General features: G+C 69.9%; 20 protein-coding genes and 2 pseudogenes. 12 read left to right on the top strand and 10 right to left on the bottom strand.

Annotated elements, in window-relative coordinates; all coding sequences use genetic code 11:
* Together AC1DU4_RS22495 and AC1DU4_RS22490 are read right to left on the bottom strand one after the other, a co-directional pair.
* Window positions 1-256, bottom strand: a pseudogene (locus AC1DU4_RS22495) (ABC transporter permease); the annotation flags it as partial.
* Window positions 253-1,233 carry an ATP-binding cassette domain-containing protein gene (locus AC1DU4_RS22490; protein WP_245709537.1) on the bottom strand — a complete coding sequence of 327 codons (981 nt, stop codon included), beginning with the start codon at window positions 1,231-1,233 and terminating at the stop codon, window positions 253-255. The gene AC1DU4_RS22490 and the pseudogene AC1DU4_RS22495, both read right to left, overlap by 4 nt.
* A 384-nt stretch (window positions 1,234-1,617) precedes the next feature.
* On the opposite strand from AC1DU4_RS22490, the gene AC1DU4_RS22485 reads away from it, so the two are divergent.
* From AC1DU4_RS22485 to AC1DU4_RS22475, 3 genes are all read left to right on the top strand, one after another.
* Window positions 1,618-1,944, top strand: coding sequence for a hypothetical protein (locus tag AC1DU4_RS22485; protein WP_477843621.1), 327 nt, complete (start codon window positions 1,618-1,620; stop codon window positions 1,942-1,944).
* A 101-nt stretch (window positions 1,945-2,045) separates the two neighbouring features.
* Entirely contained in the window at window positions 2,046-3,383 is a 1,338-nt protein-coding gene (ggh, locus tag AC1DU4_RS22480) for a glucosylglycerate hydrolase (protein WP_477843619.1), read from the top strand.
* Window positions 3,384-3,459: 76 nt separating this feature from the next.
* Complete coding sequence (locus AC1DU4_RS22475; RefSeq protein ID WP_477843617.1) at window positions 3,460-4,209, top strand: glycoside hydrolase family 25 protein; 750 nt, start codon at window positions 3,460-3,462, stop codon at window positions 4,207-4,209.
* Window positions 4,210-4,213: 4 nt separating this feature from the next.
* Here the strand turns inward: AC1DU4_RS22475 and AC1DU4_RS22470 are convergent, their stop codons facing one another.
* The 5 genes from AC1DU4_RS22470 to AC1DU4_RS22450 all read right to left on the bottom strand — a co-directional run bounded on the left by AC1DU4_RS22470 (window position 4,214) and on the right by AC1DU4_RS22450 (window position 9,977).
* Complete coding sequence (locus AC1DU4_RS22470) at window positions 4,214-4,393, bottom strand: hypothetical protein (protein WP_477843615.1); 180 nt, start codon at window positions 4,391-4,393, stop codon at window positions 4,214-4,216.
* A 24-nt stretch (window positions 4,394-4,417) separates the two neighbouring features.
* The gene (locus AC1DU4_RS22465) at window positions 4,418-6,496 is read right to left on the bottom strand and encodes a PhoX family protein (RefSeq protein ID WP_477843613.1); all 2,079 of its coding nucleotides are present in this window, start codon (window positions 6,494-6,496) and stop codon (window positions 4,418-4,420) included.
* A 125-nt stretch (window positions 6,497-6,621) separates the two neighbouring features.
* Window positions 6,622-7,362: an amino acid ABC transporter ATP-binding protein gene (locus AC1DU4_RS22460; RefSeq protein WP_477843611.1), complete on the bottom strand. Its 741-nt coding sequence runs from the start codon at window positions 7,360-7,362 to the stop codon at window positions 6,622-6,624.
* Between the two features lie 3 nt (window positions 7,363-7,365).
* Complete coding sequence (locus AC1DU4_RS22455) at window positions 7,366-9,156, bottom strand: ABC transporter substrate-binding protein/permease (protein ID WP_477843609.1); 1,791 nt, start codon at window positions 9,154-9,156, stop codon at window positions 7,366-7,368.
* A gap of 26 nt (window positions 9,157-9,182) precedes the next feature.
* Window positions 9,183-9,977 (bottom strand): LLM class F420-dependent oxidoreductase, encoded by a 795-nt coding sequence (locus AC1DU4_RS22450; protein ID WP_477843607.1) that lies wholly within the window; start codon window positions 9,975-9,977, stop codon window positions 9,183-9,185.
* Window positions 9,978-10,265: 288 nt separating this feature from the next.
* On the opposite strand from AC1DU4_RS22450, the gene AC1DU4_RS22445 reads away from it, so the two are divergent.
* The 7 genes from AC1DU4_RS22445 to AC1DU4_RS22415 all read left to right on the top strand — a co-directional run bounded on the left by AC1DU4_RS22445 (window position 10,266) and on the right by AC1DU4_RS22415 (window position 17,841).
* On the top strand, window positions 10,266-11,339 hold the full coding sequence (locus AC1DU4_RS22445) for an ABC transporter ATP-binding protein (protein WP_477843606.1): 1,074 nt from the start codon (window positions 10,266-10,268) through the stop codon (window positions 11,337-11,339).
* A 136-nt stretch (window positions 11,340-11,475) separates the two neighbouring features.
* On the top strand, window positions 11,476-12,762 hold the full coding sequence (locus AC1DU4_RS22440; protein WP_072846115.1) for an ABC transporter substrate-binding protein: 1,287 nt from the start codon (window positions 11,476-11,478) through the stop codon (window positions 12,760-12,762).
* 63 nt (window positions 12,763-12,825) lie between these two features.
* Entirely contained in the window at window positions 12,826-13,893 is a 1,068-nt protein-coding gene (locus AC1DU4_RS22435; protein ID WP_477843603.1) for a carbohydrate ABC transporter permease, read from the top strand.
* Window positions 13,893-14,837, top strand: a complete 945-nt coding sequence (locus tag AC1DU4_RS22430) for a carbohydrate ABC transporter permease (RefSeq protein ID WP_477843601.1) — start codon at window positions 13,893-13,895, stop codon at window positions 14,835-14,837. The genes AC1DU4_RS22435 and AC1DU4_RS22430 overlap by 1 nt, the downstream gene beginning before the upstream one ends.
* A 13-nt stretch (window positions 14,838-14,850) precedes the next feature.
* Window positions 14,851-15,039, top strand: coding sequence for a hypothetical protein (locus AC1DU4_RS22425; RefSeq protein WP_477843600.1), 189 nt, complete (start codon window positions 14,851-14,853; stop codon window positions 15,037-15,039).
* 328 nt (window positions 15,040-15,367) lie between these two features.
* Window positions 15,368-15,706 carry a hypothetical protein gene (locus AC1DU4_RS22420; RefSeq protein ID WP_477843598.1) on the top strand — a complete coding sequence of 113 codons (339 nt, stop codon included), beginning with the start codon at window positions 15,368-15,370 and terminating at the stop codon, window positions 15,704-15,706.
* Window positions 15,706-17,841, top strand: coding sequence for a transglycosylase domain-containing protein (locus tag AC1DU4_RS22415; RefSeq protein ID WP_477843596.1), 2,136 nt, complete (start codon window positions 15,706-15,708; stop codon window positions 17,839-17,841). Before AC1DU4_RS22420 ends, AC1DU4_RS22415 begins: the two co-directional genes overlap by 1 nt.
* A 93-nt stretch (window positions 17,842-17,934) precedes the next feature.
* Here AC1DU4_RS22415 and abc-f read toward each other — a convergent pair whose 3' ends face one another.
* The 3 genes from abc-f to AC1DU4_RS22400 all read right to left on the bottom strand — a co-directional run bounded on the left by abc-f (window position 17,935) and on the right by AC1DU4_RS22400 (window position 21,521).
* Entirely contained in the window at window positions 17,935-19,581 is a 1,647-nt protein-coding gene (abc-f, locus tag AC1DU4_RS22410; RefSeq protein WP_477843594.1) for a ribosomal protection-like ABC-F family protein, read from the bottom strand.
* Between the two features lie 289 nt (window positions 19,582-19,870).
* Window positions 19,871-20,968: an inositol-3-phosphate synthase gene (locus AC1DU4_RS22405; RefSeq protein ID WP_477843592.1), complete on the bottom strand. Its 1,098-nt coding sequence runs from the start codon at window positions 20,966-20,968 to the stop codon at window positions 19,871-19,873.
* Complete coding sequence (locus AC1DU4_RS22400) at window positions 20,961-21,521, bottom strand: PadR family transcriptional regulator (protein WP_072846135.1); 561 nt, start codon at window positions 21,519-21,521, stop codon at window positions 20,961-20,963. Before AC1DU4_RS22400 ends, AC1DU4_RS22405 begins: the two co-directional genes overlap by 8 nt.
* 370 nt (window positions 21,522-21,891) lie before the next feature.
* Between AC1DU4_RS22400 and AC1DU4_RS22395 the strand changes: the two genes are divergently transcribed.
* Both AC1DU4_RS22395 and AC1DU4_RS22390 read left to right on the top strand, forming a co-directional pair.
* Window positions 21,892-22,317, top strand: a complete 426-nt coding sequence (locus AC1DU4_RS22395; RefSeq protein ID WP_477843589.1) for a DUF5318 domain-containing protein — start codon at window positions 21,892-21,894, stop codon at window positions 22,315-22,317.
* An 80-nt stretch (window positions 22,318-22,397) separates the two neighbouring features.
* Window positions 22,398-22,681: pseudogene (locus tag AC1DU4_RS22390) on the top strand (hypothetical protein); the annotation flags it as partial.

Raw genomic sequence — 22,681 nt, 5'->3', positions numbered from 1 at the left:
CCCGCAGTTCGTAGACCATGGCGAAGCCGACGAACATCGAGCCGAACAGGCCGATCTGCATGATCAGGCCGGGAGTGAACACCAGCCACGGGTCGGTGCCCGCGCCGAGGCCGGCGCCGACGCCCTCGAGCAGCGGGCCGAACAGCACCAGGTACAGCACCGGCTGACTCAGCCCGATCAGCACCCACAGCGGGTTGCGCAGGTTCGAGCGCAGGTGGGCCCAGAAGATCAGGCCGGTCTCGTCGAGAAATCTCATGGCTGGTCTCCATCCCGGAGCGAGCGGCCCGTGACGGTGAGGAACACGTCGTCGAGGCTGGGGCGTTTGACGGTGAGCGAGCCGGGCACGATCCCGGCGGCCTGCAGCGCGTGCAGCAGCGGCACCACGGCGGCGTCTCCCTTCTCCACCGTGAGGTGCACCAGGTGCCCCTCGGTGAACTGGGAGCGCAGCTCGAGGGTGTCGGCCGCCACCTGCACCGCGCGGGCGGCGTCCTCGGCCCCGATCTCGAGGCTGATCACATCGCCGGAGATGCGGCGCTTGAGCTCGTCGGGGGTGCCCTCGGCGACGATCTCGCCGTGGTCCATCACCAGGATCCGGTCGCACAGGGCGTCGGCCTCGTCGAGGTAGTGGGTGGTCAGCACGATGGTGGTGCCGGCGGCCTGCAGCGACCGGATGTGGTCCCACAGGTTGGCCCGGCTCTGCGGGTCCAGACCGGTGGTCGGCTCGTCGAGGTAGATGAGGTTGGGCTGGTGCACCAGGCCCAGCGCGATGTCCACCCGCCGGCGTTGGCCGCCGGAGAGTTGCTTGCACTTGCGCCCGCCGAGCCCGTCGAGGTCCAGCGTGGTCAGCAGCGACTCCGCGTTCGCGATCGCCTCACGTTTGCTCAGCCCGAACAGCCGAGCCTGCAGCACCAGTTCCTCGATGACGAGTTCCTCGTCGTTCGTGGAGCCGCCCTGCGCGACGTACCCGATCCGCGACCGGACCAGGCGTGGGTCTCGGCGCAGGTCGGCCCCCGACACGACCGCATCCCCGGCGGTCGGCTCGATGAGCGTGCTGATCATCCGCAGTGTGGTGGTCTTGCCGGCCCCGTTGGGGCCGAGCAGGCCCAGGATCTCGCCCGGACGCACCTCGAAGTCGATGCCCTTGACCGCCTGCACGGGGCCGGTCTTGGTCTGGAAGGTGCGCGCGAGTCCCCTGACACTGATCATCGCGGTCGTGGTGGTGGGTGGGCTCATTCTCCTGACGATAAGCAGACCCACCGACATCCGCAGGGTGTCCGCGAGCGCGGCGACGTCTCGGCGAGTCGACCGGTCGATCGACTGCGTGCGGGCGCGGGATGTCCATACACTGGACAGTGCGGTGAGATGTGCATCACAAATGTCTGCATTCTCCGACGCGCCTGCGCGTGGCCGTGGCCAGCGCCGGGAGCGGCATTGACCGACATCTGGGGCCCGCACGAGTGCGGGGCGGACCGGAGAGGGGGCGACCGCCGAGATCGGCCGACTCCAGCATCGTCGGCTACATTCTAGTTACGCATCTCGTGCCATCTCGACGTTCCGAGCGGCCGGCGACCAACCTTCCGCCCGGAACGGCCTATGAAGGAAGGAAGTGTCGCGAGCATGAAGACCGACAACGGAAGCAAGGCCTCGAGGGCCAAATCAGAGGGCACGACGGACACCGGCAAGGGCGGCGTCCCGAAGACTGCCGCAGGTAAGGCGGAGCCGGCCCTCGCGGTCGGAGACAAGGTGCTGACCAGCGCGGATCCCGGTCCGAGCGGGAAAGCGTCCAAGGACGAGCCCGGCGTCATCGTCGACGACTTCGCGGCCACTCTGGTCGAGGGAGCCGACTACGGGCGGGACTGGGCGCTGGCCCGTCGGTGGGCCATCCAACTCGACAACGGCCGGCTGGTGTTCCGCAGCACCGACGAGCTGCGTCGCGCCGGCTGACCCCGGCTACGTCCGGCGGGTGACAGGAGCCGGACCCCGACAAACCCGCCCGGCAGCGCGTCCGGCGGGCGAACTTTCGTGTGTGGTCGCAGACTGGGTGGATGGCCGACCCCGGATTCACCCCGACCCAACTCTCGGCCCGGGCCGCCTACCTGCTGCGCGGCAACGACCTCGGGACGATGACCAGCGCCGCGCCGCGGCTGTACCCGCACATGTGGAGCTGGGACGCCGCCTTCGTCGCGGTCGGGCTGGCCCCGCTCAGTGTGGAACGCGCCGTCGTCGAACTCGACACGCTGCTCTCGGCGCAGTGGCGCAACGGGATGATCCCGCACATCGTCTTCGCCGAGGGCGTCGACGGCTACTTCCCCGGCCCCGACCGTTGGGCCTGCACCGACCTCGCCTCCGCGGCGCCGCCGGGCGTGCGGACCTCGGGGATCACCCAGCCGCCCGTGCACGCGATCGCGGTGCAGCGGATCCTCGACCACTCGCGCCGGCACGGCCGCAGCACCCGGGCGGTGGCCGAGGAGTTCCTGGACCGTCGCTGGACCGACCTGGTGCGCTGGCACCGTTGGCTGGCCGAGTCCCGTGACCCGGCGGGCGTCGGCCGGATCACGCTCTACCACGGGTGGGAGTCCGGAATGGACAACTCGCCGCGGTGGGACGCCGCCTACGCGAACGTGGTGCCCGGACCCGTCCCGCCCTACCGCCGGGCGGACACCGACGTGGTCGCGGACCCGTCGCAGCGGCCCAGCAACGCCGAGTACGACCGCTACCTGTGGCTGCTCGAGGAGATGAAGCGGGCCCGCTACGACGACGCCGGGCTGGTGTCGGCAATGAGCTTCGCCGTCGAGGACGTGTTCGTCAGCGCCGTGTTCTCCCTGGCCTGCGACGTCCTGGCCACCATCGGCGAGGAGCACGCGGCGCCGAAGTCCGACGTCCGAGACCTGCACGAGTGGTCGGCACGGTTTCGTAACGGCGTGCTGGCGACCACGGACCCGCGCACCGGCGCCGCACGCGACCACGACCTCCGGACCGGGCGGTGGATCGGCACCGAGACCCTGGCGATGTTCGCGCCGCTGCTCTGCGGTGGGCTCGGCCGCGACGCGGAGCGTGCGCTGCTGCGGACGTTCGAGGGCCCGCGGTTCTCGGGACACCCGGACCTGCGGTTCGCGGTGCCGCCGTCGACGTCGCCGGTCTCCGGCGACTTCCGGTCCCGGGAGTACTGGCGCGGCCCGGTGTGGCCGGTGATGACGTGGCTGTTCTCCTGGGCCTTCGCCCGTCGGGGCTGGGCCGAGCGGTCCCGGCACCTGCGCGCGGAGGGGCTGCGGCAGGCCAGCGACGGCAGCTTCGCCGAGTACTACGAACCCTTCACCGGCGAACCGCTCGGCAGCATGCAGCAGTCGTGGACGGCCGCGGCGGTCCTGGACTGGCTGGGCTGACCGGGTTCGTGTCGGGACCCGGAACGGGTCCGCCCGATACCGTGCCGAACGTCACGTCACGGTTTAGTCTCGGATGATGACACCGAAGAGCCGAGCTCGTGTCCGAACCGTGGCCCGTCTGGCGCCGGTGCTGCTCGCCGGTGTGATGGCGTTCGCGGCGCCCGGTGTGGTCAACGCGAACCCGGTGAACGGCCCCGACGTGGCGTCGTGGCAGCACCCGGGCGGGTCCGGGATCGACTGGTTCGCGGTCCGCGGGGCGGGCCACGAGTTCGCGATGGTGAAGGCCACCGAGGGCCTCGGCTACATCAACCCGTACTTCGTGCAGGACGCCCTGGGCATGCGGGCGGCCGGCATCGCCCGGGGCGCCTACCACTACGCCGACGTGCGGCTCTCCCCCGAGGCGCAGGCGTCCTACTTCGCGACGACGGCGGTCGCCGTCAACGGCCCGGGCGGGCTGCCGCCGGTGCTGGACCTCGAGGACGCCAAGGGCCTGCCGCCCGCCGCGGTCATCGACTGGACGCACCGCTACCTGAACACGGTCCAGGCGATCACCGGGCGCCAGCCGATCATCTACACGTACCCCCACTTCTGGCGCACGGCGATGGCGAACACCGCCGAGTTCTCCAACTACCCGCTGTGGATCGCCGACTACAACGGCCAGAACGCGCCCGGCCCGCTGCCCGGCGGCTGGCGCAACTGGGCGTTCTGGCAGTACACCAGCACCGGCCGGATCGCCGGGGTCAACGGGAACGTCGACCTCAACTTCTACAGCGGCTCGATGGGCCCCATCGGGTTGTACTCGAACAGCCTGTTCGGGAGCAGCTGACCGGTCAGCCGGCCAGGTCGTCCGGCCCGACGCCGTCGGCGACCCACTCGGCGCGGCTGAGCGCCTCGTCGGTCCGGAACCGGGTCAYGGCCCGGCGCAGGCCGAGGGCGACCAGCACCGCGACGGCCGCGGCGACCAGTAGCCGCCGCGGCCGCAGGGACGGGGTGGCGCTGAGGGTGCTCATCCCGGCGATTCTAGGTGGGCGGCGCTACGTGCCGATCCGTCCGCCGCCGGACTTCCACACCGCCACCACCGAGGGCCGCGGCTGGCTGTCGCCGCCGTCCGGCCAGTGCGAGGCCGGGGCGTCGGCGCTCGCGCCGTCCAGCTCGCCCGGGTGCTGCACACACACCACGACGCGCGACTCGTCGACGATCGGCCCGCACGTCTCGCCGCCCTTGGGCACGGTGAGGAACTGCTTGGTCTCGCCGCGGCGATCGCCGTCGAGGACGACGCTGAACAGGCCGTCGTTGGACTTCAGGGCGTTGCCGTCGGTGGAGATCCACAGGTTGCCGTAGGGGTCGAAGGCCAGGTTGTCCGGGCACGAGATCGGGCTGACCTGGGACTTGTCGAAGCCGCCGAAGTAGGTGTCCGCGGCGGCCGGGTCGCCGCACACCAACAGCAGGTTCCAGGTGAACGAGGTGCCGGCGTGGTCGTCCTCGAGCTCGAGGACCTGACCGTTCTTGTTGTTGTTGCGCGGGTTCGGGGCGTCGGCGGGGGCCTTGCCCTCGGTGCCGCGCTTGCTGTTGTTGGTCAGCGCCACGTACACCTTGCCGGTCTTCGGGTTGGGCTCGAAGTCCTCGGGTCGGTCCATCTTGGTGGCGCCGACCTTGTCCCCGGCCTGCCGGGTGAACACCGCCACCTCGGCGGTGGACATGCCCGGCACCAGTGACTCGGCGCGACCGTCGACGTTGGTGCGCAGCAACGGGATCCACTTACCGGTGCCCGCGAACCGGCCACCCGCGGGCAGCGTCCCGGAGCCGTCCACCTTCGCGGGCTCGTCGCCGCTGAGCTGCGCGACGTACAGGGTGCCGGCGTCGAGCAGGGTCAGGTTGTGGCGCATGCTGGCCTGGCCGTTGCCCTGCATCATCTTTCGCGCGGAGACGAACTTGTACATGTAGTCGAAGCGCTCGTCGTCGCCGCTGTAGGCCACCACGGTCCCGTCGCCGGTGACGTGGATGGTCGCGGCCTCGTGCTTGAACCGGCCCATCGCGGTGTGCTTGATCGGGGTGGACTTCGGGTCCCACGGGTCGACCTCGACGACGTAGCCGAAGCGGTTCACCTCGTTCGGTTCCTGCGCGAGGTCGAAGCGGCGATCGAAACGCTCCCACTTGCGCTCGCTGGCGCCGCCCTCGACGCCGTACCGCTTCAGCCTGGCCGCGACCGTGGGGTCGGTGACCAGTTCGGCGTTCGCGAAGTACTGGTTGAAGTTCTCCTCGCCGGAAAGCACTGTCCCCCAGGGGGTGATCCCGCCGGAACAGTTGTTGAGGGTGCCGAGGACCCGGGTGCCGGTGGGGTCGGCCGAGGTCATCAGGAACTCGCTGCCGGCGGCCGGCCCGGTCACCAGGAACTCGGAGTTCGCGGTGATCCGTCGGTTGCTCGGTCCGAACTCCGGTGTCAGCGAACCGGTTCCGGGTGCACCCTTGACCTGGACGACGGACATGCCGTGCGCGGCGAGGGCGGTCTGGAACTGCTCGACGGTGGGGTTCTCCGGGTCGTAGGCCTTGAACATGAACGGCTCGGTCGTGTACTCGTGGTTGACCACCAGCAGGTAGGTGTGGGGTTGGCCGTCGACCGGCAGCAGCCCGGCGAAGTCGTTGTTGAAGCCGAACTGCATCTCCTGGGCCTGCGGGCCCTGCCGGTCGAAGTCGAACGCCGGGGCGCCGGGCAGTACCGCGTCGCCCCAGCGGATCACGACGGCCTGCTCGTAGCCGGCCGGGACCACGACGGCGTCCTGGGTGTTCGGGGCGACAGGGGCGAAGGCGGTGCCGGTCGGGGCGCCGCCGCTGCCCGCCGTCGTCGTGRCCGCGTCGGCGACGCCGCTGCCCGAGTCGTCGGCGCAGGCCGTCAGCGCGCCGCCGGCACCGACCGCGAGCACCGCGACCGCACCCGACTTGAGCATGCCGCGCCGCGACATCGCGGTGCGCACGATGTCGCCGAAGTACTCGCCGCCCGAGGTGTTGGGCACGGCGTGCGAGCACGCGTCGCCGCACTTGTACCGGCAGGTGATCGACGCCCGGGACGACTTTCCGTCGTGGCTGACGAACAGGGCGAGGGGCTTGAGTTTCACGTGGAACTTCCCGGTCGGAGGGTCAACTCCGGTGACCGTAGAAGCCGCAAGCGAGGGCAAAGAGAAGGCAAAGTAAACAGCGGGACAACGAGGCCACCCTAACCCCGGGGCGTCGCACGCAGCCCTCAGAGCACCTGCGACAGGAACGCCTGCAGGCGGTCGGTCTGCGGGTCGTCGAACAGTGCGTCCGGTTCGCCGGTCTCCACCACCACGCCCTGGTCCATGAACGTCACGGTGTCGGAAACCGAACGGGCGAAACCCATCTCGTGGGTGACCACGATCATCGACATGCCGCTGGAGGCCAGGTCGGCCATCAGCGCCAGGACCCCCTTGACCAGTTCCGGGTCCAGCGCGGAGGTGGCCTCGTCGAAGAACATGATCTCGGGCTTCATCGCCAGCGCCCGGGCGATCGCGACCCGCTGCTGCTGCCCGCCGGACAGGTTGGCCGGCCGGGACTGCGCCTTGTGCGCCAGCCCGACCAGTTCGAGCTGCTCGACCGCGGCCGCACGGGCCTCCTCCTTGGACAGCCCGCGGAGTTTGCGCGGACCGAGCGCGACGTTGTCGAGCACGGTCCGGTGCGGGAAGAGGTTGAAGTGCTGGAACACCATGCCGATTCGCTGTCGCAGCGCGTCCGGGTTGTCGCCGAGCACCGACCGTCCGTCGAGCAGGATGTCGCCCTGGTCGGGCTCGTGCAGGCGGTTGAGCACCCGCAGCAGCGTCGACTTTCCGGAGCCGGACGGCCCGATCACCGAGGTGGTGCCGCCGGCGTCGACGTGGACGTCCACCCCGCGCAGCACCTTGTTCTTGCCGAACGACAGGTGCAGCCCGGTGCCGGTGAGCGATCCGGAGGCCGCGGGTGCGGTCATCGCCTACCCCCTCTCCACGACGATGGCCTGCTCGAGCGGGTCGAGCGTGCCCGAGGTGTCGGCCTTGCCGGTCCGCAGGCGCTTGTCGATGTAGTTCACCAGGTGCGTCAGCGGAATCGTCAGGGCCAGGTAGAACAGGCCGGCCGCCACCAGCGGCGACAGGTTTCCGGTCTGCGCGTTGAGATCTCGTCCCACCGCGAACAGTTCGCGCTGGGTGGCCAGCAGGCCGAGGAAGTAGATGAGGGAGGAGTCCTTGATCAGCGAGATGAACTGGTTCATCAGCGCCGGCAGGACGCGGCGGACGCCCTGCGGGATCACCACCAGGTTCATCGCCCGCCGGTGGCTGAAGCCGATGGCCCGGGCGGCCTCCAGCTGGCCCGGCTCCACGCTCTGGATGCCGGAGCGGAAGATCTCGCCGATGTACGCGGCCGCGAGCAGGGACAGCGCCGCGGCGCCGAGCCAGTACGGGTTGTTCCCGGTCAGCCCCTTGACCACCGGCCCCACCCCGAGCCCGACGATCAGGATGATGACCACCGCGGGCAGGCCGCGGAAGACGTCGGTGTAGACGCGGGCCGGCCAGCGCAGCCACCGGGTCCGGGAGATGCCGGCGATGGCGAGCAGCATGCCGAGCACGGTGCCGACCACGCCGGAGGTCAGCGCGAGGATCACCGTGTTGGGCAGTCCCGTGGTCAGCAGGTCGGGGATCGCCCGCCGGTACAGCTCCCAGTCGAAGAAGGTCTCGCCCAGCTGGGCCAGCGTCGACTTCTGCTGGGCCTGCTCGGCGCTGCCCTCCGGCGCCTTCTCCGCCGCCAGTGCCGCGAAGTCGGGCAGCTGCGGCTCGGGCGCGGCCTTGCTGCCCGGCTTCCAGCCCTCGGGCAGTTGGCGCGGCACCCACTCGGAGTAGAGCCGCGACCAGGTGCCGTCGGCGATGACGGCGTCCAGGCCGGAGTTGAGGGCGTCGACCAGCGCCTGGTTGTTCTTGTTCACCGCCCAGCCCACGTAGTTGTTGAGGCTGAAGGTGTTCTGCACGATCGACGTCGGGTCGCCGGGCTTGATGGCGCCCTCGGCCTGCTGCGACGGCGCCACCCAGGCGTCGATCTGCCCGGACTTCAGGTTCGCGTACGCGGTGTTGTAGTCCGGGAACTTCACCGGGTCGAGCCCCAGGGTGTTGACGACGTAGTCGTCCTGCACGGTGCCCTGCACGACGCCGATCCTGGTGCCGGCGTCGAGGTCGGCGAAGCCCTTCACCGGGCTGTCGTTGCGCGTCACCAGCGAGAAGTAGCCGAAGTCGTAGCCGTTGGTGAACCCGACGGTGTGGCGTCGGTCGTCGGTGGTGGTGATCGAGGACGAGCCGACGTCGAAGCGGTTGTTCGCCACCTGGGAGAGCAGCCCGGCGAACTCGGTGCCGGAGAACTCGACCTGCAGGCCCAGCTTGTCGGCGATGGCGCGCAGCAGTTCGTTGTCGAAGCCGGTGAAGGTGCCCGACGAGTCGACGCAGATGCTCGGCGGCGCGTCGGAGAGGGTGCCGACGCTGATCTTGCCGGGGGTGATCAGGCCGAGCGCGTTCACGTCGATCTGGTCCAGGGGCTTCGTGGTCGGCGTGGTGTAGCGGTCCTCGGCGGCCGACGCGGCGGCGGTGTCGAGGTTGGTCGGTGCCGCGGCGGCGGCACCGACGCCGGGCGGCGAGCAGAGGTCCGTCGGCGTACTGGTCCGGCCGCAGCCGACCGCGACGACCGCCAACAGCGTCGCCAGCAGCGCGAGGACCCACGCCCTCACCGCACGAGACCCGGACACGGAGGTGAGCCTCACGGGACCGGAGTTCAGGCCAGTCCCGCGAGCGGCTCGGGCATCCGCTCGTCGCGCCAGCGCACCGCCTCGGCGAGGGTGCCCAGATCGAAGTCGGGTCCGCTGGAGCTCGCCGTGAACAGGGTGACGCCGGCGTCGACGAAGGCCTGCGCGGTCTCGGTCCCGGGCCAGGGCACCGACCGGGCGATCCGGCCGGGGTCGCGGCCGACGTCGCCGCAGTGCCCGGCCAGCACCTGCGACTTGTGGACGAGGGCGTCGAGGTTCGCGAAGCTGTGCCACACGTCGGCGTACTCGGCCACCAGTCGCAGCGTCTTGCGCTCGCCGCCGCCGCCGATCAGGATCGGGATCGGCCGGGTGGGCGCGGGGTTCAGCTCCCCGAGCCGGGTGGTGATCCTCGCCAGGTTCTCCCCCAGCAGCCGCAAACGTGTTCCCGCGGTGCCGAACTCGTAGCCGTACTGGTCGTAGTCCTTCTTGAACCAGCCACCGCCGATGCCCAGGATCARCCGGCCGCCGCTGATGTGGTCGACGGTTCGGGCCATGTCCGCCAACAGGTCCGGGTTCCGGTAGCCGCCGCCGGAGACCAAAGCGCCGATCTCCACCCGCTCGGTCTGCTCGGCCCAGGCCCCGAGCATCGTCCAGCACTCGAAGTGGGCGCCGTCGGGGTCCCCGACCAGCGGGTAGAAGTGGTCCCAGTTGAAGACGATGTCGACGCCGATGTCCTCGGCCCGCAGCACCGCGTCCCGGATCAGTGCGTAGTCGGGGGCGTGCTGCGGCTGGAGCTGGACGCCGATGCGCACGGGAACGGTCATGCGTACTCCTCGTGTGAAAGGAAGGCACTGACTGACGAAGCCACGGTCAACGGTAGTCCGAAGTATGTGCGGTCGCCTCGGGTTCGGGTGCCGACCGGCGCGTCCTTCCTCGTCGCGCACCGCTTCGGTTTTCCGCGGACCCACCTTGCAAGGCGGAGGGGTGTGCGTCGACGGCAGAACCTGTGCGCCGCCGGTGAAGGGGCGGCTCTGCGATACTGTGCCGCGCACCACCCCTCTACTCGGATCGTCCGGCACGTTCGAAGCCGGTGAAGGGATCGACGAACACCCATGGCGACAGTCACCTACGACTCCACCACCTGCCTGTTCCCCGGATCGGACTCCCCCGCGGTGAACCGGCTGGAACTGCACATCGAGGACGGCGAGTTCCTCGTGCTGGTCGGGCCGTCCGGGTGCGGCAAGTCCACTTCGCTGCGGATGCTCGCCGGCCTCGAGGAGGTGCACTCCGGGCGCATCCTGATCGGCGACCGCGACGTCACCGGGTCGGAGCCGAAGGACCGCGACATCGCGATGGTGTTCCAGAACTACGCGCTGTACCCGCACATGTCCGTCGCCGAGAACATGGGCTTCGCGCTCAAGCTCGCGAAGATGCCCAAGCAGGAGATCCGGCAGCGGGTGGAGGAGACCGCGAAACTGCTGGACCTCTCGCCGTACCTGGACCGCAAGCCCAAGGCGCTCTCCGGCGGCCAGCGGCAGCGCGTCGCGATGGGCCGGGCGATCGTCCGGCAGCCTCAGGTGTTCCTGATGGACGAGCCGCTGTCCAACCTCGACGCCAAGCTCCGCGTGCAGACCCGCGCCCAGATCGCGCAGCTGCAGCGTCGCCTCGGCACCACCACCGTCTACGTCACCCACGACCAGGTCGAGGCCATGACGATGGGTGACCGCGTCGCCGTGCTCAAGGACGGCGTCCTGCAGCAGTGCGCGTCCCCGCGGGAGCTGTACTCGCGCCCGGCCAACGTGTTCGTGGCCGGCTTCATGGGTTCGCCGTCGATGAACCTGTTCACGCTGCCGATCACCGACGGCGGGGTGCTGCTCGGTGACACCGTGATCCCGGTGCCCCGCGACACCCTGGCCGGCGCCACCGGCACCGAGGTGGTGCTGGGTGTGCGGCCCGAGCACCTCGAGTTGGCAGACCGGGGCCTGCCGATGGAGGTGGACGTGGTCGAGGAGCTCGGTTCCGACGCCTACATCTACGGCCGCACCAGCCTGGCCGGGGTGGGTCAGGAAATCGTCGCCCGGGCCGACTGGCGTCGCCCGCCGGCGAAGGGTGCGCTGGTCAGGCTGCATGTCGACCCGTCGGCGGTGCACCTGTTCTCGGCAGCCGACGGCTGCCGGCTGGGGTGAGCCTGACCGATCCAGTGCGGGGGTAATGAGGGAAATCACCCTCGCCCCGTGCCAAAGTAGGCGACGACATATGCCTCGGCCCGGTGGAGCTCGCGCCCGGCAACGGCCGTAGATCGTCTCTTTCGAAAGGTGGACCATGCGTTCTTTCAAGACGCGTTCGCGGATTGCGGTGGCGGCTTCGGCCGTGGCACTGCTCGCGCTGACCGGATGTTCGAGCAGCGACGGCGGTGGCGGCGGCAAYGTCGACGAGGCCGCAGGCCAGAACCTGGACGGTCGCGGCGCGATCTCGTTCGCGATGGGCAAGAACGACACCGACAAGCTGCAGCCGGTGATCGAGAAGTGGAACGCCGCCCACCCGGACGAGAAGGTCGAGCTCAAGGAGCTCCCCGGTGAGGCCGACGACCAGCGCAACAAGCTGGTCCAGTCGCTCGAGGCCGGCAACGCCGACTACGACGTGATGGCCCTGGACGTGGTGTGGACCGCGGAGTTCGCGGCCAACGGCTGGCTGCAGCCGCTCGAGGGCTCGCTCGCCCTCGACACCTCCGGCCTGCTGCCCGCGACCGTCGAGTCCGCCACCTACCGCGGCAAGGTCTACGCCGGCCCCCAGAACACCAACGCCCAGCTGCTCTACTACCGCACGGACCTGGCCCCGGCCGCGCCCGCGGACTGGAAGGCGCTGACCGACAGCTGCGCGGTCGCCACCGAGAAGGGCGTCCAGGACTGCCTGGTCACCCAGCTCAAGCAGTACGAGGGCCTGACCGTCAACAGCACCCAGTTCATCAACTCCTGGGGCGGCGCGGTCGTCGGAGCGGACGGCAAGACCCCCGAGGTCGAGTCCCCGCAGGCCAAGGCCGGCCTGCAGGCGATGGTCGACGCCTACACCGGCGGTCAGATCGCCAAGCGCTCCACCAGCTTCACCGAGGAGGAGACCAACCTGGCCTTCGTCGGCGGCGAGTCGATGTACGCCTACAACTGGCCGTACATGTACACCAACGCCGAGGAAGAGGGCTCCGCGGTGAAGGGCAAGGTCGGCGTCGCGCCGATCGTCGGCCCGGCGGGTGCCGGCGCGTCCACCGTCGGTGGCTACAACGACGGCATCAACGTGTACTCGAAGAACAAGGCCACCGCGCGTGACTTCATCGCCTTCATCCAGAACGAGGAGAACCAGATGTCCTTCGCGGACGCCTCGTTCCCGCCGGTGCTGAAGTCCGTGTACGACAACCCGGCGCTGGTCGCGAAGTACCCGTACCTGCCCGCGCTCAAGTCCGCACTCGAGAACGCCAAGCCGCGTCCGGTCACCCCGTACTACAGCGCGATCTCGAAGGCCATCCAGGACAACGCGACCGCCGCGCTCACCGGCAAGGCGACCGTCGACGAGGCGACCGCCAACATGTCCGCCGCCATCGTGCAGGCCGCCAAGTAACACCCGGCCGGCACCATCCGGTTCGGCAGACCGCTTTCGAGACGAGGACCAGGTAAATCAACGATGGCTGACTCTGCCGAGCCGAGGCCAGCCGACGTGGGTCGCGTCGCGGCCGGWGTGATCGACTCCGGCCGCGGCGTCCCCGTCGTGGACCCCCCGACGCCCGACGGCGTGCCCCCCGCGCCCAAGCGGAAGCGCGACCTGCGGGCGGTGTGGCTCATCGCCCCGACGATGGTGATCCTGGCCGTCGTCATCGTCTACCCGGTGCTGCAGGCGATCTACCTGTCCTTCCAGAAGAACAAGGGCGTCGACCCGGACACCGGACGCTTCGTGGAGGGCGGGTTCGCCGGGTTCGACCACTACCTGATGTGGTTGACGGGCAACTGCGGATCCGGTGCGGGCACGTGCCCGCCCGGCACCCTCGGCGCGGACTTCTGGCCGTCCGTCGGGGTCACCTTCTTCTTCGCCGTCGTCACCGTGTCCATCGAGGTGCTCCTCGGGCTGTGGATGGCGACGATCATGGGCCGCAACTTCTTCGGCCGCTCGCTGCTGCGTGCCAGCGTGCTGATCCCGTGGGCGATCCCCACCGCGGTCACCGCGAAGCTGTGGTTCTTCATCTTCGCCGAGAACGGCGTGGCGAACAGCCTGCTCGGCACCTCCATCGCCTGGACCACCGACCCGTGGGCCTCGCGGTTCGCGGTGATCGTCGCGGACGTGTGGAAGACGACGCCGTTCATGGCGTTGCTCATCCTCGCGGGCCTGCAGATGATCCCGCAGGACGTCTACGAGGCCGCCCGGGTGGACGGTGCGACCGCCTGGCAGCGGTTCAAGTCGATCACGCTGCCGCTGGTCAAGCCGGCGCTGATGGTCGCGGTGCTCTTCCGCACCCTCGACGTGCTGCGCATGTACGACCTGCCGGCGATCCTCGCGGGCACCTCCGGCGGGACCCCGACCACGACGTGGTCGATCCTGGCGATCGCCGACATCCGTCAGGGCAACCTGCAGAGCGCGTCGGCGTTGTCGACGCTGATCTTCCTGGCGATCTTCGCGGTCGCCTACATCATGGTGAAGTTCCTCGGTGCCAACGCGGTGCGCACCCAGGACGAGCAGCGCAAGGGAGCCAAGTCGTGATGGCGGGACGGCACCGCAGCGACGAGCGTGCGAAGTCGCCCGTCAATATCGGCGACGAGCGTGCGAAGTCGCCCGTCAGGCCCAGCGACGAACCGGCGCGCGTGCGTAGGCGGGGCCGGGTCGCCCCGGCGGCACGCACCTACCTCGGCGTCATCGTGATCCTGTTGTGGGGCCTGGCCCCGTTCTACTGGATGGTGGTCACCGCGCTGCGGCCGGTCGCCGACACCTTCGACACCTCGCCGTGGCCGACGACGCTGACCCTGGACAACTTCCGGGCGGCCCTGGCCACCGACAAGGGCAACGACTTCCTCGGCGCGATCGTCAACAGCCTGATCATCGGCGCGGCCACCACCGCGGTCGGCCTGCTGCTCGGTGTCTTCACCGCGTACGCGCTGGCGCGCATCGAGTTCCGCGGCAAGTACCTGGTCACCGGGATCATCCTCGGCGCCTCGATGTTCCCCACCGTCGCGCTGGTGACCCCGCTGTTCCAGCTGTTCGGCAACCTCGGCTGGATCGGCCAGTACCAGGCGCTGATCATCCCGAACATCTCGTTCGTGCTGCCGCTGACCATCTACACGCTCACCTCGTTCCTCTCGGACCTGCCGTGGGAGCTCGAGGAGGCGGCCCGTATCGACGGCGCGTCCCGGGGCCAGGCCTTCCGGCTGGTGATCATGCCGCTGGCCGCGCCCGCGCTGTTCACCACCGCGATCCTCGCGTTCATCGCCACCTGGAACGAATTCATGCTGGCCAGTCTGTTGTCGACGGAGGCCACAGAGCCGGTCACGGTCGCGATCGCGCGCTTCGCCGGGGCCAACTCGTGGGAGCAGCCGTACGCGGCGATCATGGCCGCGGGCACCCTGGTGACGATCCCGTTGGTGATCATGGTGCTGCTGTTCCAGCGACGGATCGTCTCGGGCCTGACCGCGGGCGGCGTCAAGTCGTGACCGGCGCCGGGTCGTGAACCGGGCGCGCCGGCGCCAGCAGCTCGAGATGCTGATCGGGCTGCTCGGTTTCTTCACCGTGATGACGTTCCTCGCGGTGGTGGTCGGAATCGTGCGCGGGGAGCCGGGGGCGACGCCGTCGCTGGTGCTGCTGGGTCTGGTGGTGGCGCTGGCGCTGGCGGTGCGCGCACGGAATCGCACCTGACGGACTCGGTCGCGTCTGGGCGCGTGTCTGGGTGGATTGTCCGGGCTGGTGGTGTGAGGATGCGAAGACGAAGCATCATTTCCTGACACCAGGAGACTGAATGTGAGCTCCCCCCCCGACGAGACCTCGGAACATCACCAGCCGCCCCCGGACACCCCGGGCGGCGACGGTCCGTCGGGCGGGTCGCCCCCAGGTGCGCAGCGCGGGTCGCCCCCGGGTGCGCAGCGCGGGTCGCCCCCGGGTGCGCAGCGCGGGTCGCCCCCGGGTGCGCATCGAGTCGTGCCCCAATCGGGGCAGCGTGATTCGCCCCCGGGTGGTCGTCCTCCGGGTGAGCAGTCCCAAAGCGGGCATCCCCCGGGTGCTCAGCCTCCCAGCGGTCGTCCCCCGGGCGGTCAGCCGCAGGGAGGACGCCCTCCGGGCGCACCGGGTGGTCGTCCTCCAGGTGCTCAGCTCCCAGGTGGTCGTCCACCCGGTGTGCGACCTCCGGGTCCCCCGGGTGCTCGGCCTCCGGGCGGTCAGCCTCCAGGCGCGCGTTCGGTCGGCGCTCAGCCGCCGGGTGCTCAGCCCCCGGGCGGAGACTCCCCGGGTGGAGGCTCGGGTCGACCCCCGGACGGGTCGGGCGACGAGCCCACTCCCCCGCCTGGCGGGAGGCGCCGCAGACTGCTGATGTGGTCCGCGGTGGCGGCGGTGCTGCTGCTGGTCGTCCTCCCCGCCGCCGCGTTCGCCATCGGGTACGGCCTGGCGGTGGTGCCCCGGCCGGCCGACATGCGCACCAACCAGGTGGCGACCATTCTCGCCACCGACGGCTCGACCATCACGAAAGTCGTCCCGCCGGAAGGTAACAGGACAGAGGTCGAGCTGACCGACATCCCAGAGCACGTGCGGACCGCGGTGCTCTCCGCGGAGGACCGCGACTTCTACTCCAATCCCGGCTTCTCGGTGTCCGGCTTCGTACGGGCGGCCCGCGACAACGTCCTCGGCAAGGCCAGTGCGGGCGGCGGCTCCACCATCACCCAGCAGTACGTGAAGAACACCCTGGTGGGAGCCGACCGGAACCTGGTCCGCAAGATGCGTGAGCTGGTGATCTCCTCGAAGATGGCGCGCCAGTGGTCCAAGGACGACATCCTGGCCGCGTATCTCAACACCATCTACTTCGGTCGCGGCGCGTACGGCATCGCCGCCGCGTCCAAGGCGTTCTTCGACAAACCCGTCGGGGAGCTGACGGTTGCCGAGGGCGCGGTACTGGCGTCGGTGATCCAGAGTCCGTCCCGACTGGACCCGGAGACCAATCGGGCCGGGCTGGAGTCGCGGTGGAACTACGTGCTCGACGGGATGGTGGGCCTCGGCGCGCTGAGCGCGTCGGACCGGGCGGCGACCGAGTTCCCGGTGGTGGTGCCGCTCGCACAACTCGTCGACGCCAACGCGGCGCGGGGACCGGAGGGGCTGATCCGCGCCCAGGTGCTCGAGGAACTGGCCGCGGCGGGGATCAGCGAGCAGGAACTCAACACGGAGGGTCTGCAGATCACCACCACCATCGACGCGACCGCGCAGGCCGCGGCGCTCGACGCGGTGGCGACCACGATGGACGGCGAGCCACCCGAGCTGCGGGCCGCGGTGGTCTCGGTGGACCCACGGACCGGCGGGGTCCGGGCGTACTACGGCGGCGCGGACGGTGCGGGCTTCGACTACGCGCAGGCGCCGCTGCAGACGGGGTCGTCGTTCAAGGTGTTCGGCCTCGCCGCGCTGCTCGAGAACGGTCAGGGGCTGCAGACGATGTACAACAGCGCCCCGCTCACCGTCGGCCGGGTGGAGATCACCAACGTCGCCGGCGAAAGCTGCGGGACCTGCACCATCGCGCAGGCGCTCAAGCAGTCGCTCAACACCAGCTTCTACCGGATGACCCGGTCCTTGGAGAACGGCCCGGAGCGGATCGCCGACGTCGCGCACCGGGCCGGCATCCCGATGCAGATCCCCGGACTCGAGGGCCCCACCCTGAGCCAGGACGGGGGTCCGCCGGAGGACGGAATCGTGTTGGGGCAGTATCAGACTCGTCCGATCGACATGGCGTCTGCGTACGCCACCCTCGCCGCGTCGGGGGTGTACCGGGCACCGCACTTCGTGCAGCGGGTGGTCACCGCCGACGGCCGGGTCCTGCTCGACCGCGCGCCGGACCCGGGCGAGCAGCGGATCGACCCGGCGGTCGCGGACAACGTCACCCAGGCCATGTTGCCGATCGCGTCGTACTCCAACGGGCACGCGTTGGCCGGCGGGCGACCGTCGGCGGCGAAGACCGGCACCGCACAGTTCGGTGACACCGGGCAGAACAAGGACGCCTGGATGGTCGGCTACACGCCGTCGCTGTCCACCGCGGTGTGGGTGGGCGGCGCGCAGCCGCAGGCCATCGTGACCAGGTGGGGCGGCTCCGTCTACGGGTCGGGGCTGCCGTCGGACATCTGGAAGGGGACGATGGACGGGGCGCTCGACGACACCGACTGGGAGTCCTTCCCGTGGCCGAAGCCGATCGGCGGCCAGGCCGGGGTGCCCGCCAATTCGGGCAGCGGGTCCGGCGGTTCGACGAATGCGAACGCGAATGCGAATGCGAACGCGGGCGTGAGCGCAGGCGCCGGCGGCCGCGACCCGGCCGCGGTGGCGCCACCCCCCGCGCCCGCGCCCGCCCCGGTCCTGGAGATGCCGGTGGTGCCGCCGCCGGTGGTGCCGCCCGTCATCGTCCCGCCGCCCCCGCCTGCCGGTCCGCGGACGGTGGAGATCCTTCCGGGTGTGGTGATCCCGCTGCCCGGCTGAGGCCGACCAGCCGCGTGGCGGTGGGCGGGTCTTCGGACTCGCCCACCGCCACAGGTGTTTTCGGGCCAACTTCGACGCAACCCGAACCTCGGGCTAGGTCCCCCCACTCCCCCCGCCGGCCGCACCTCCGAGGGGGAGGATCTCGCCGCGGAACCGTCGGCGCATCCGCCTGTCGTGGGTCACCAGGACGACGGTGCCCGCGAACGAGTCGAGGGCCTCTTCGAGTTCCTCGACCAGCGCCGGCGACAGGTGATTGGTGGGCTCGTCCAGCAGCAGCAGTTCGGCGTCCGAGGTCGCCAGCAGCGCCACCTCGAGCCGCCGGCGCTGCCCGAAGGACAGTGCCGCGAGCGGCCGATGCAGGTCGTCGGGCCGGAACAGGCCGAGCGAGAGCAGTTCCGCGGCAGCGTCGTCCGGGCAGCAGCCGGGCCGCCGCGCGGCGAAGGCCTCCGAGAGCGTCGCCGCCGCGGGCCACGTACCGCCGGACTGCCGCAGGAACCCGACGTGGGCCGGTGCACACACCTCGCCGCTGTCGGGCACGATCTCGCTCGCGATCACCCTCAACAGCGTCGTCTTGCCGGCGCCGTTCGGGCCGGTCACCAGTAGTCGACCCCCGGCCGGCACCTCGAGTTCGGGGACCGCCAGCCGGGATCCGACGCGCACGTCGTGCAGTCGCACCAGYGGGCCGTCGGGCGATCGCGGGACCTGCGCGGACAGGGAGGGGGTGAACCGCAGCGGATCCGGTGGTGGCGCCACGGCATTGCGTGTGAGTCGTTCGATCCTCTCCTTGGCGTTGCGGATCCGTCCCATCGCCCCGTGGTCGCGGCCCCGGGCCCGGAACGCCCCGTGGCCGAACCCGGCCTTCTCCTGCCTGCGGGGGATCGCCCCGAGCCGCGACGCGTTCGCCGCGACGAGTCGTGCGTTGCGCACGAGTTCGGACCGCCATTCCTCGTACTGCTGCAACCGCTTCCGCCGCTCGTCGGCCTGCGCCGCGAGGTATCCGTCGTAGCCGTTGCCGTAGCGCCGCACCCCGCGCTCGGCCACCTCCAGGATCACCGCCGTCAGGCGCGCCAGAAACGCGCGGTCGTGGGTCACCGTCACGACCGTGCCGCGGTGGGTGAGCAGGCGTTCCTCCAGCCACTCGACGGCCGTGTCGTCGATGTCGTTCGTGGGTTCGTCGAGCAGCAGCAGTTCGGCGTTCGAGGCCAGGCTCGTGGCGAGCGCCAGGCGGGCCTGTTCCCCGCCCGAGAGCGTGCCGAGGCGGCGAGACCGGTCGAGGCCCGGCAGGCCGAGGGCGTGCAGGCCGCTGTCGACCCGATCGTCGACGGTGTATCCGTCCATGCTCTCGAAAAGGACTGTGGCCGAAGTATATTCGGTGAGCAGCGCATCCAGTTCGTCCGGGGCGGCAATGGAGAGACGCTGTTCTACGTCGCGGATACGTGCCTCGAGCGCGCGCACGTCGCGGAGGATGTGGTCGATCGCGGCCCGGACGGTCGCGCCGCCGGGCAGGTCCAGCGACTGCGCGGCGTGCGCGATGCCACCCGGTGCGACGACGCGGACCTCACCGTTGTCGGGAGGGGTGCGTCCGGCGAGCAGCGCGAGCAGGGTCGACTTGCCGGAACCGTTGTCGCCGACGACACCGACCTTCTCGCCCGGCGAGATCGACAGATCCACGCCGTCGAGGACGACGCGGTCGCCGAAGCGCTTGGACGCGGAACGGAGGGAGAACTGAGAGACGGGCATGGGTGCGGTCCTTGTCCCCGGAAGCTGTCCGGGTGATCGAGAGGAATGAGTCCTCGCACGACCGACCCCGCCGAGTCGGGAGGGGTGCGTGCGCTCAGGACCCGCCGCGGAGCATGCTCGACGCGGCGTCCCGATCTAGGAATTGAGTGTGCCCATGTCGACGACGGTAGCAACGGCGACCGGTGTCGTCCACAGATTTTCCGGCTGCGTCGAAGTTGGCCCGAAAACACCTGTGGCGGTGGGTGAGTCCGAAGACCCGCCCACCGCCACAGTGTGCAGCTGAGTGCTTTTACTCGGCGCCGATGATGAAGGCCTCGAGGTCGGCACGTGCCTTGTCGTCGGCCATCTGGATCGGCGGCGACTTCATCAGGTAGGCGGAGGCCGGGTAGACCGGTCCGCCGATGCCGCGGTCCAGCGCGATCTTCGCGGCGCGGACGGCGTCGATGATGATGCCGGCGGAGTTCGGCGAGTCCCAGACCTCGAGCTTGTACTCCAGGTTCAGCGGGGCGTCACCGAAGGCGCGGCCCTCGAGGCGGACGTACGCCCACTTGCGGTCGTCGAGCCACTCGACGTAGTCCGAGGGGCCGATGTGGACGTTGCGGTCGTGGACCTTGCCGGCCAGCGAACCGGTCAGGTTCGACGTCACGGCCTGGGTCTTGGAGACCTTCTTGGACTCCAGGCGCTCGCGCTCGAGCATGTTCTTGAAGTCCATGTTGCCGCCGACGTTGAGCTGGTACGTGCGGTCCAGCACCACGCCGCGGTCCTCGAACAGCTTCGCCATCACGCGGTGGGTGATGGTGGCGCCGACCTGGCTCTTGATGTCGTCGCCGACGATCGGGACGCCGGCGTCCTTGAACTTCGCGGCCCACTCCGGGTCGGACGCGATGAACACGGGCAGGGCGTTGACGAACGCGACACCGGCGTCGATGCAGCACTGCGCGTAGAACTTGTCGGCCTGCTCGGAGCCCACCGGCAGGTAGGAGACGAGGACGTCGACCTTGGCGGCCTTGAGTGCGGCGACCATGTCGACGGGCTCGGCGTCGGAGACCTCGATGGTCTGCGCGTAGTACTTGCCGATGCCGTCGAGCGTCGGGCCGCGCTGGACGGGGACGTCGAGCGGCGGCACGTCGGCGATCTTGATGGTGTTGTTCTCGCTGGCGAGGATCGCCTCGGACAGGTCGAACCCGACCTTCTTCGCGTCCACGTCGAAGGCGGCGACGAACTCGACGTCGCGAACGTGGTACTGGCCGAACTTGACGTGCATCAAGCCGGGGACGGTCGCGTTCTCGTCGGCATCCTTGTAGTACTGCACGCCCTGGACCAGGGACGAGGCACAGTTCCCCACGCCCACAATGGCTACGCGCACCGCGGTGCTGTTCTCACCCATGGTCGGGTTCTCCTTCTTTCTTGAGTGCTGCAGTTGATGTGTTCTCGGCCGCGATCAGCTCGTTGAGCCAGCGGACCTCGCGTTCACTCGACTCGAGTCCGAGCTGGTGAAGCTGGCGGGTGTACCGGTCGAGTGAGCCGCTGGCCCGCCCGATCGCGTCGCGGAGGCATTCCCGGCGCTCCTCGACCTGGCGCCGCCTGCCCTCGAGGATCCGCATCCGCGCCTCGGCGGGGGTGCGACTGAAGAAGGCGAGGTGGACGCCGAATCCGTCATCGGTGTAGTTCTGCGGTCCCGTGTCGGCGACGAGCTTGGCGAACCGCTCCCGGCCTTCGGGGGTGAGCGCGTACACACGCCGGGCGCGTCGAATGACGGTGCCCGTCGGACCGGTGTCCTCGGCGATCGACCCGTCGGCCTGCATGCGTCGCAGCGTCGGGTAGAGGGAGCCGTAGGAGAAGGCGCGGAACGCCCCCAACAGGCCGGTCAGCCGCTTTCGCAGCTCGTATCCGTGCATCGGCGACTCGAGGAGCAGCCCGAGAATCGCCAGTTCGAGCATCGCCACACCTCCTGAGTCGTCGAAACCTAACCGCATGATGCGATTACAAACTATATCGCACCGATATATACGGACACACGAACAAGTTGTGCTGTCCGTGACGTGTCGTGCCCGGACAGTGTCGCCGGATCGACCGAATGTCACATCCGTTCGGTCTGTGTGAGCGAACGAGGCATTCGGTGACGTCGCGGGCACGGGTCGGATCGGACTGCTGGGACGGCCGGGAATCATGGGTGTGCGTGACGTCGATCGAGATTGTGGGAACCGTCACGCCGCATGCCCCGATCTTCTTGGCGATTTGCCCGGCGTGTCGCCTCGAAATGGCCGTCCGACCCGAGACCGGGCGGCCTTGCCCACGTACGCTGGTCACGTGCGATTGCAGCGGCAGGTGGTGGACTACGCCCTCCAGCGGCGATCCCTGCTGGCCGAGGTGTACTCCGGCCAGACGGGCGTCAAGGAAGTGTGTGACGCCGATCCCTACCTGCTGCGCGCCGCGAAATTCCACGGCCGGCCGTCTGACGTCACCTGCCCGATCTGCCGGAAAGAGCAGCTCACGCTCGTATCGTGGGTGTTCGGGGACAAGCTGGGTGCGATCTCGGGATCGGCCCGCACGTCCGAGGAACTGGTCCGACTGGCGACCACGCAGGAGGAGTTCTCGGTACACGTCGTCGAGGTGTGCCGAACCTGCAGTTGGAACCACCTGGTGCAGTCGTACGTTCTCGGATCGATCCCGGTACCCAAACAGACCCGCAGTCGACCGCCCCGATCCCCGAGCAGGCGGACCGCGAGCGAGTGAGCCCGAAGCCCTTGACCGAAAGCCATGTGGCTGACACCGAGTGACACAGCCGTGTCAACGCGAGCACTGGAGATTCCTACGTGAGTTCCCCCTACGACAACGGGCAGGGTGGTCGACCCACCGGATTGCCGCGGCCGAGTGGCCCGCCGCCGGGCGGGCGCCAGCCCGGGTACTCGCAGCCCGACTTCGCCCGGCAGCCGCACCCGCAGGCAGGCCAGGGCCGGCCCAACCCGGCCGGGTACCCGCAGGCCGGTGCGCCGCGTCCGAACCCGCAGCCGAACTACGCGCAGCCCAGCAACGCGGTGCGCGGGCAGCCGCCGCGCCCGGCGGCTCCGCGTCCCGCCGCGCCGCGGACCGCCCCCGG

This window comes from Rhodococcus sp. P4_F5 (genome assembly GCF_056401315.1).
This window is presented reverse-complemented; position numbering and strand designations above follow the sequence as displayed.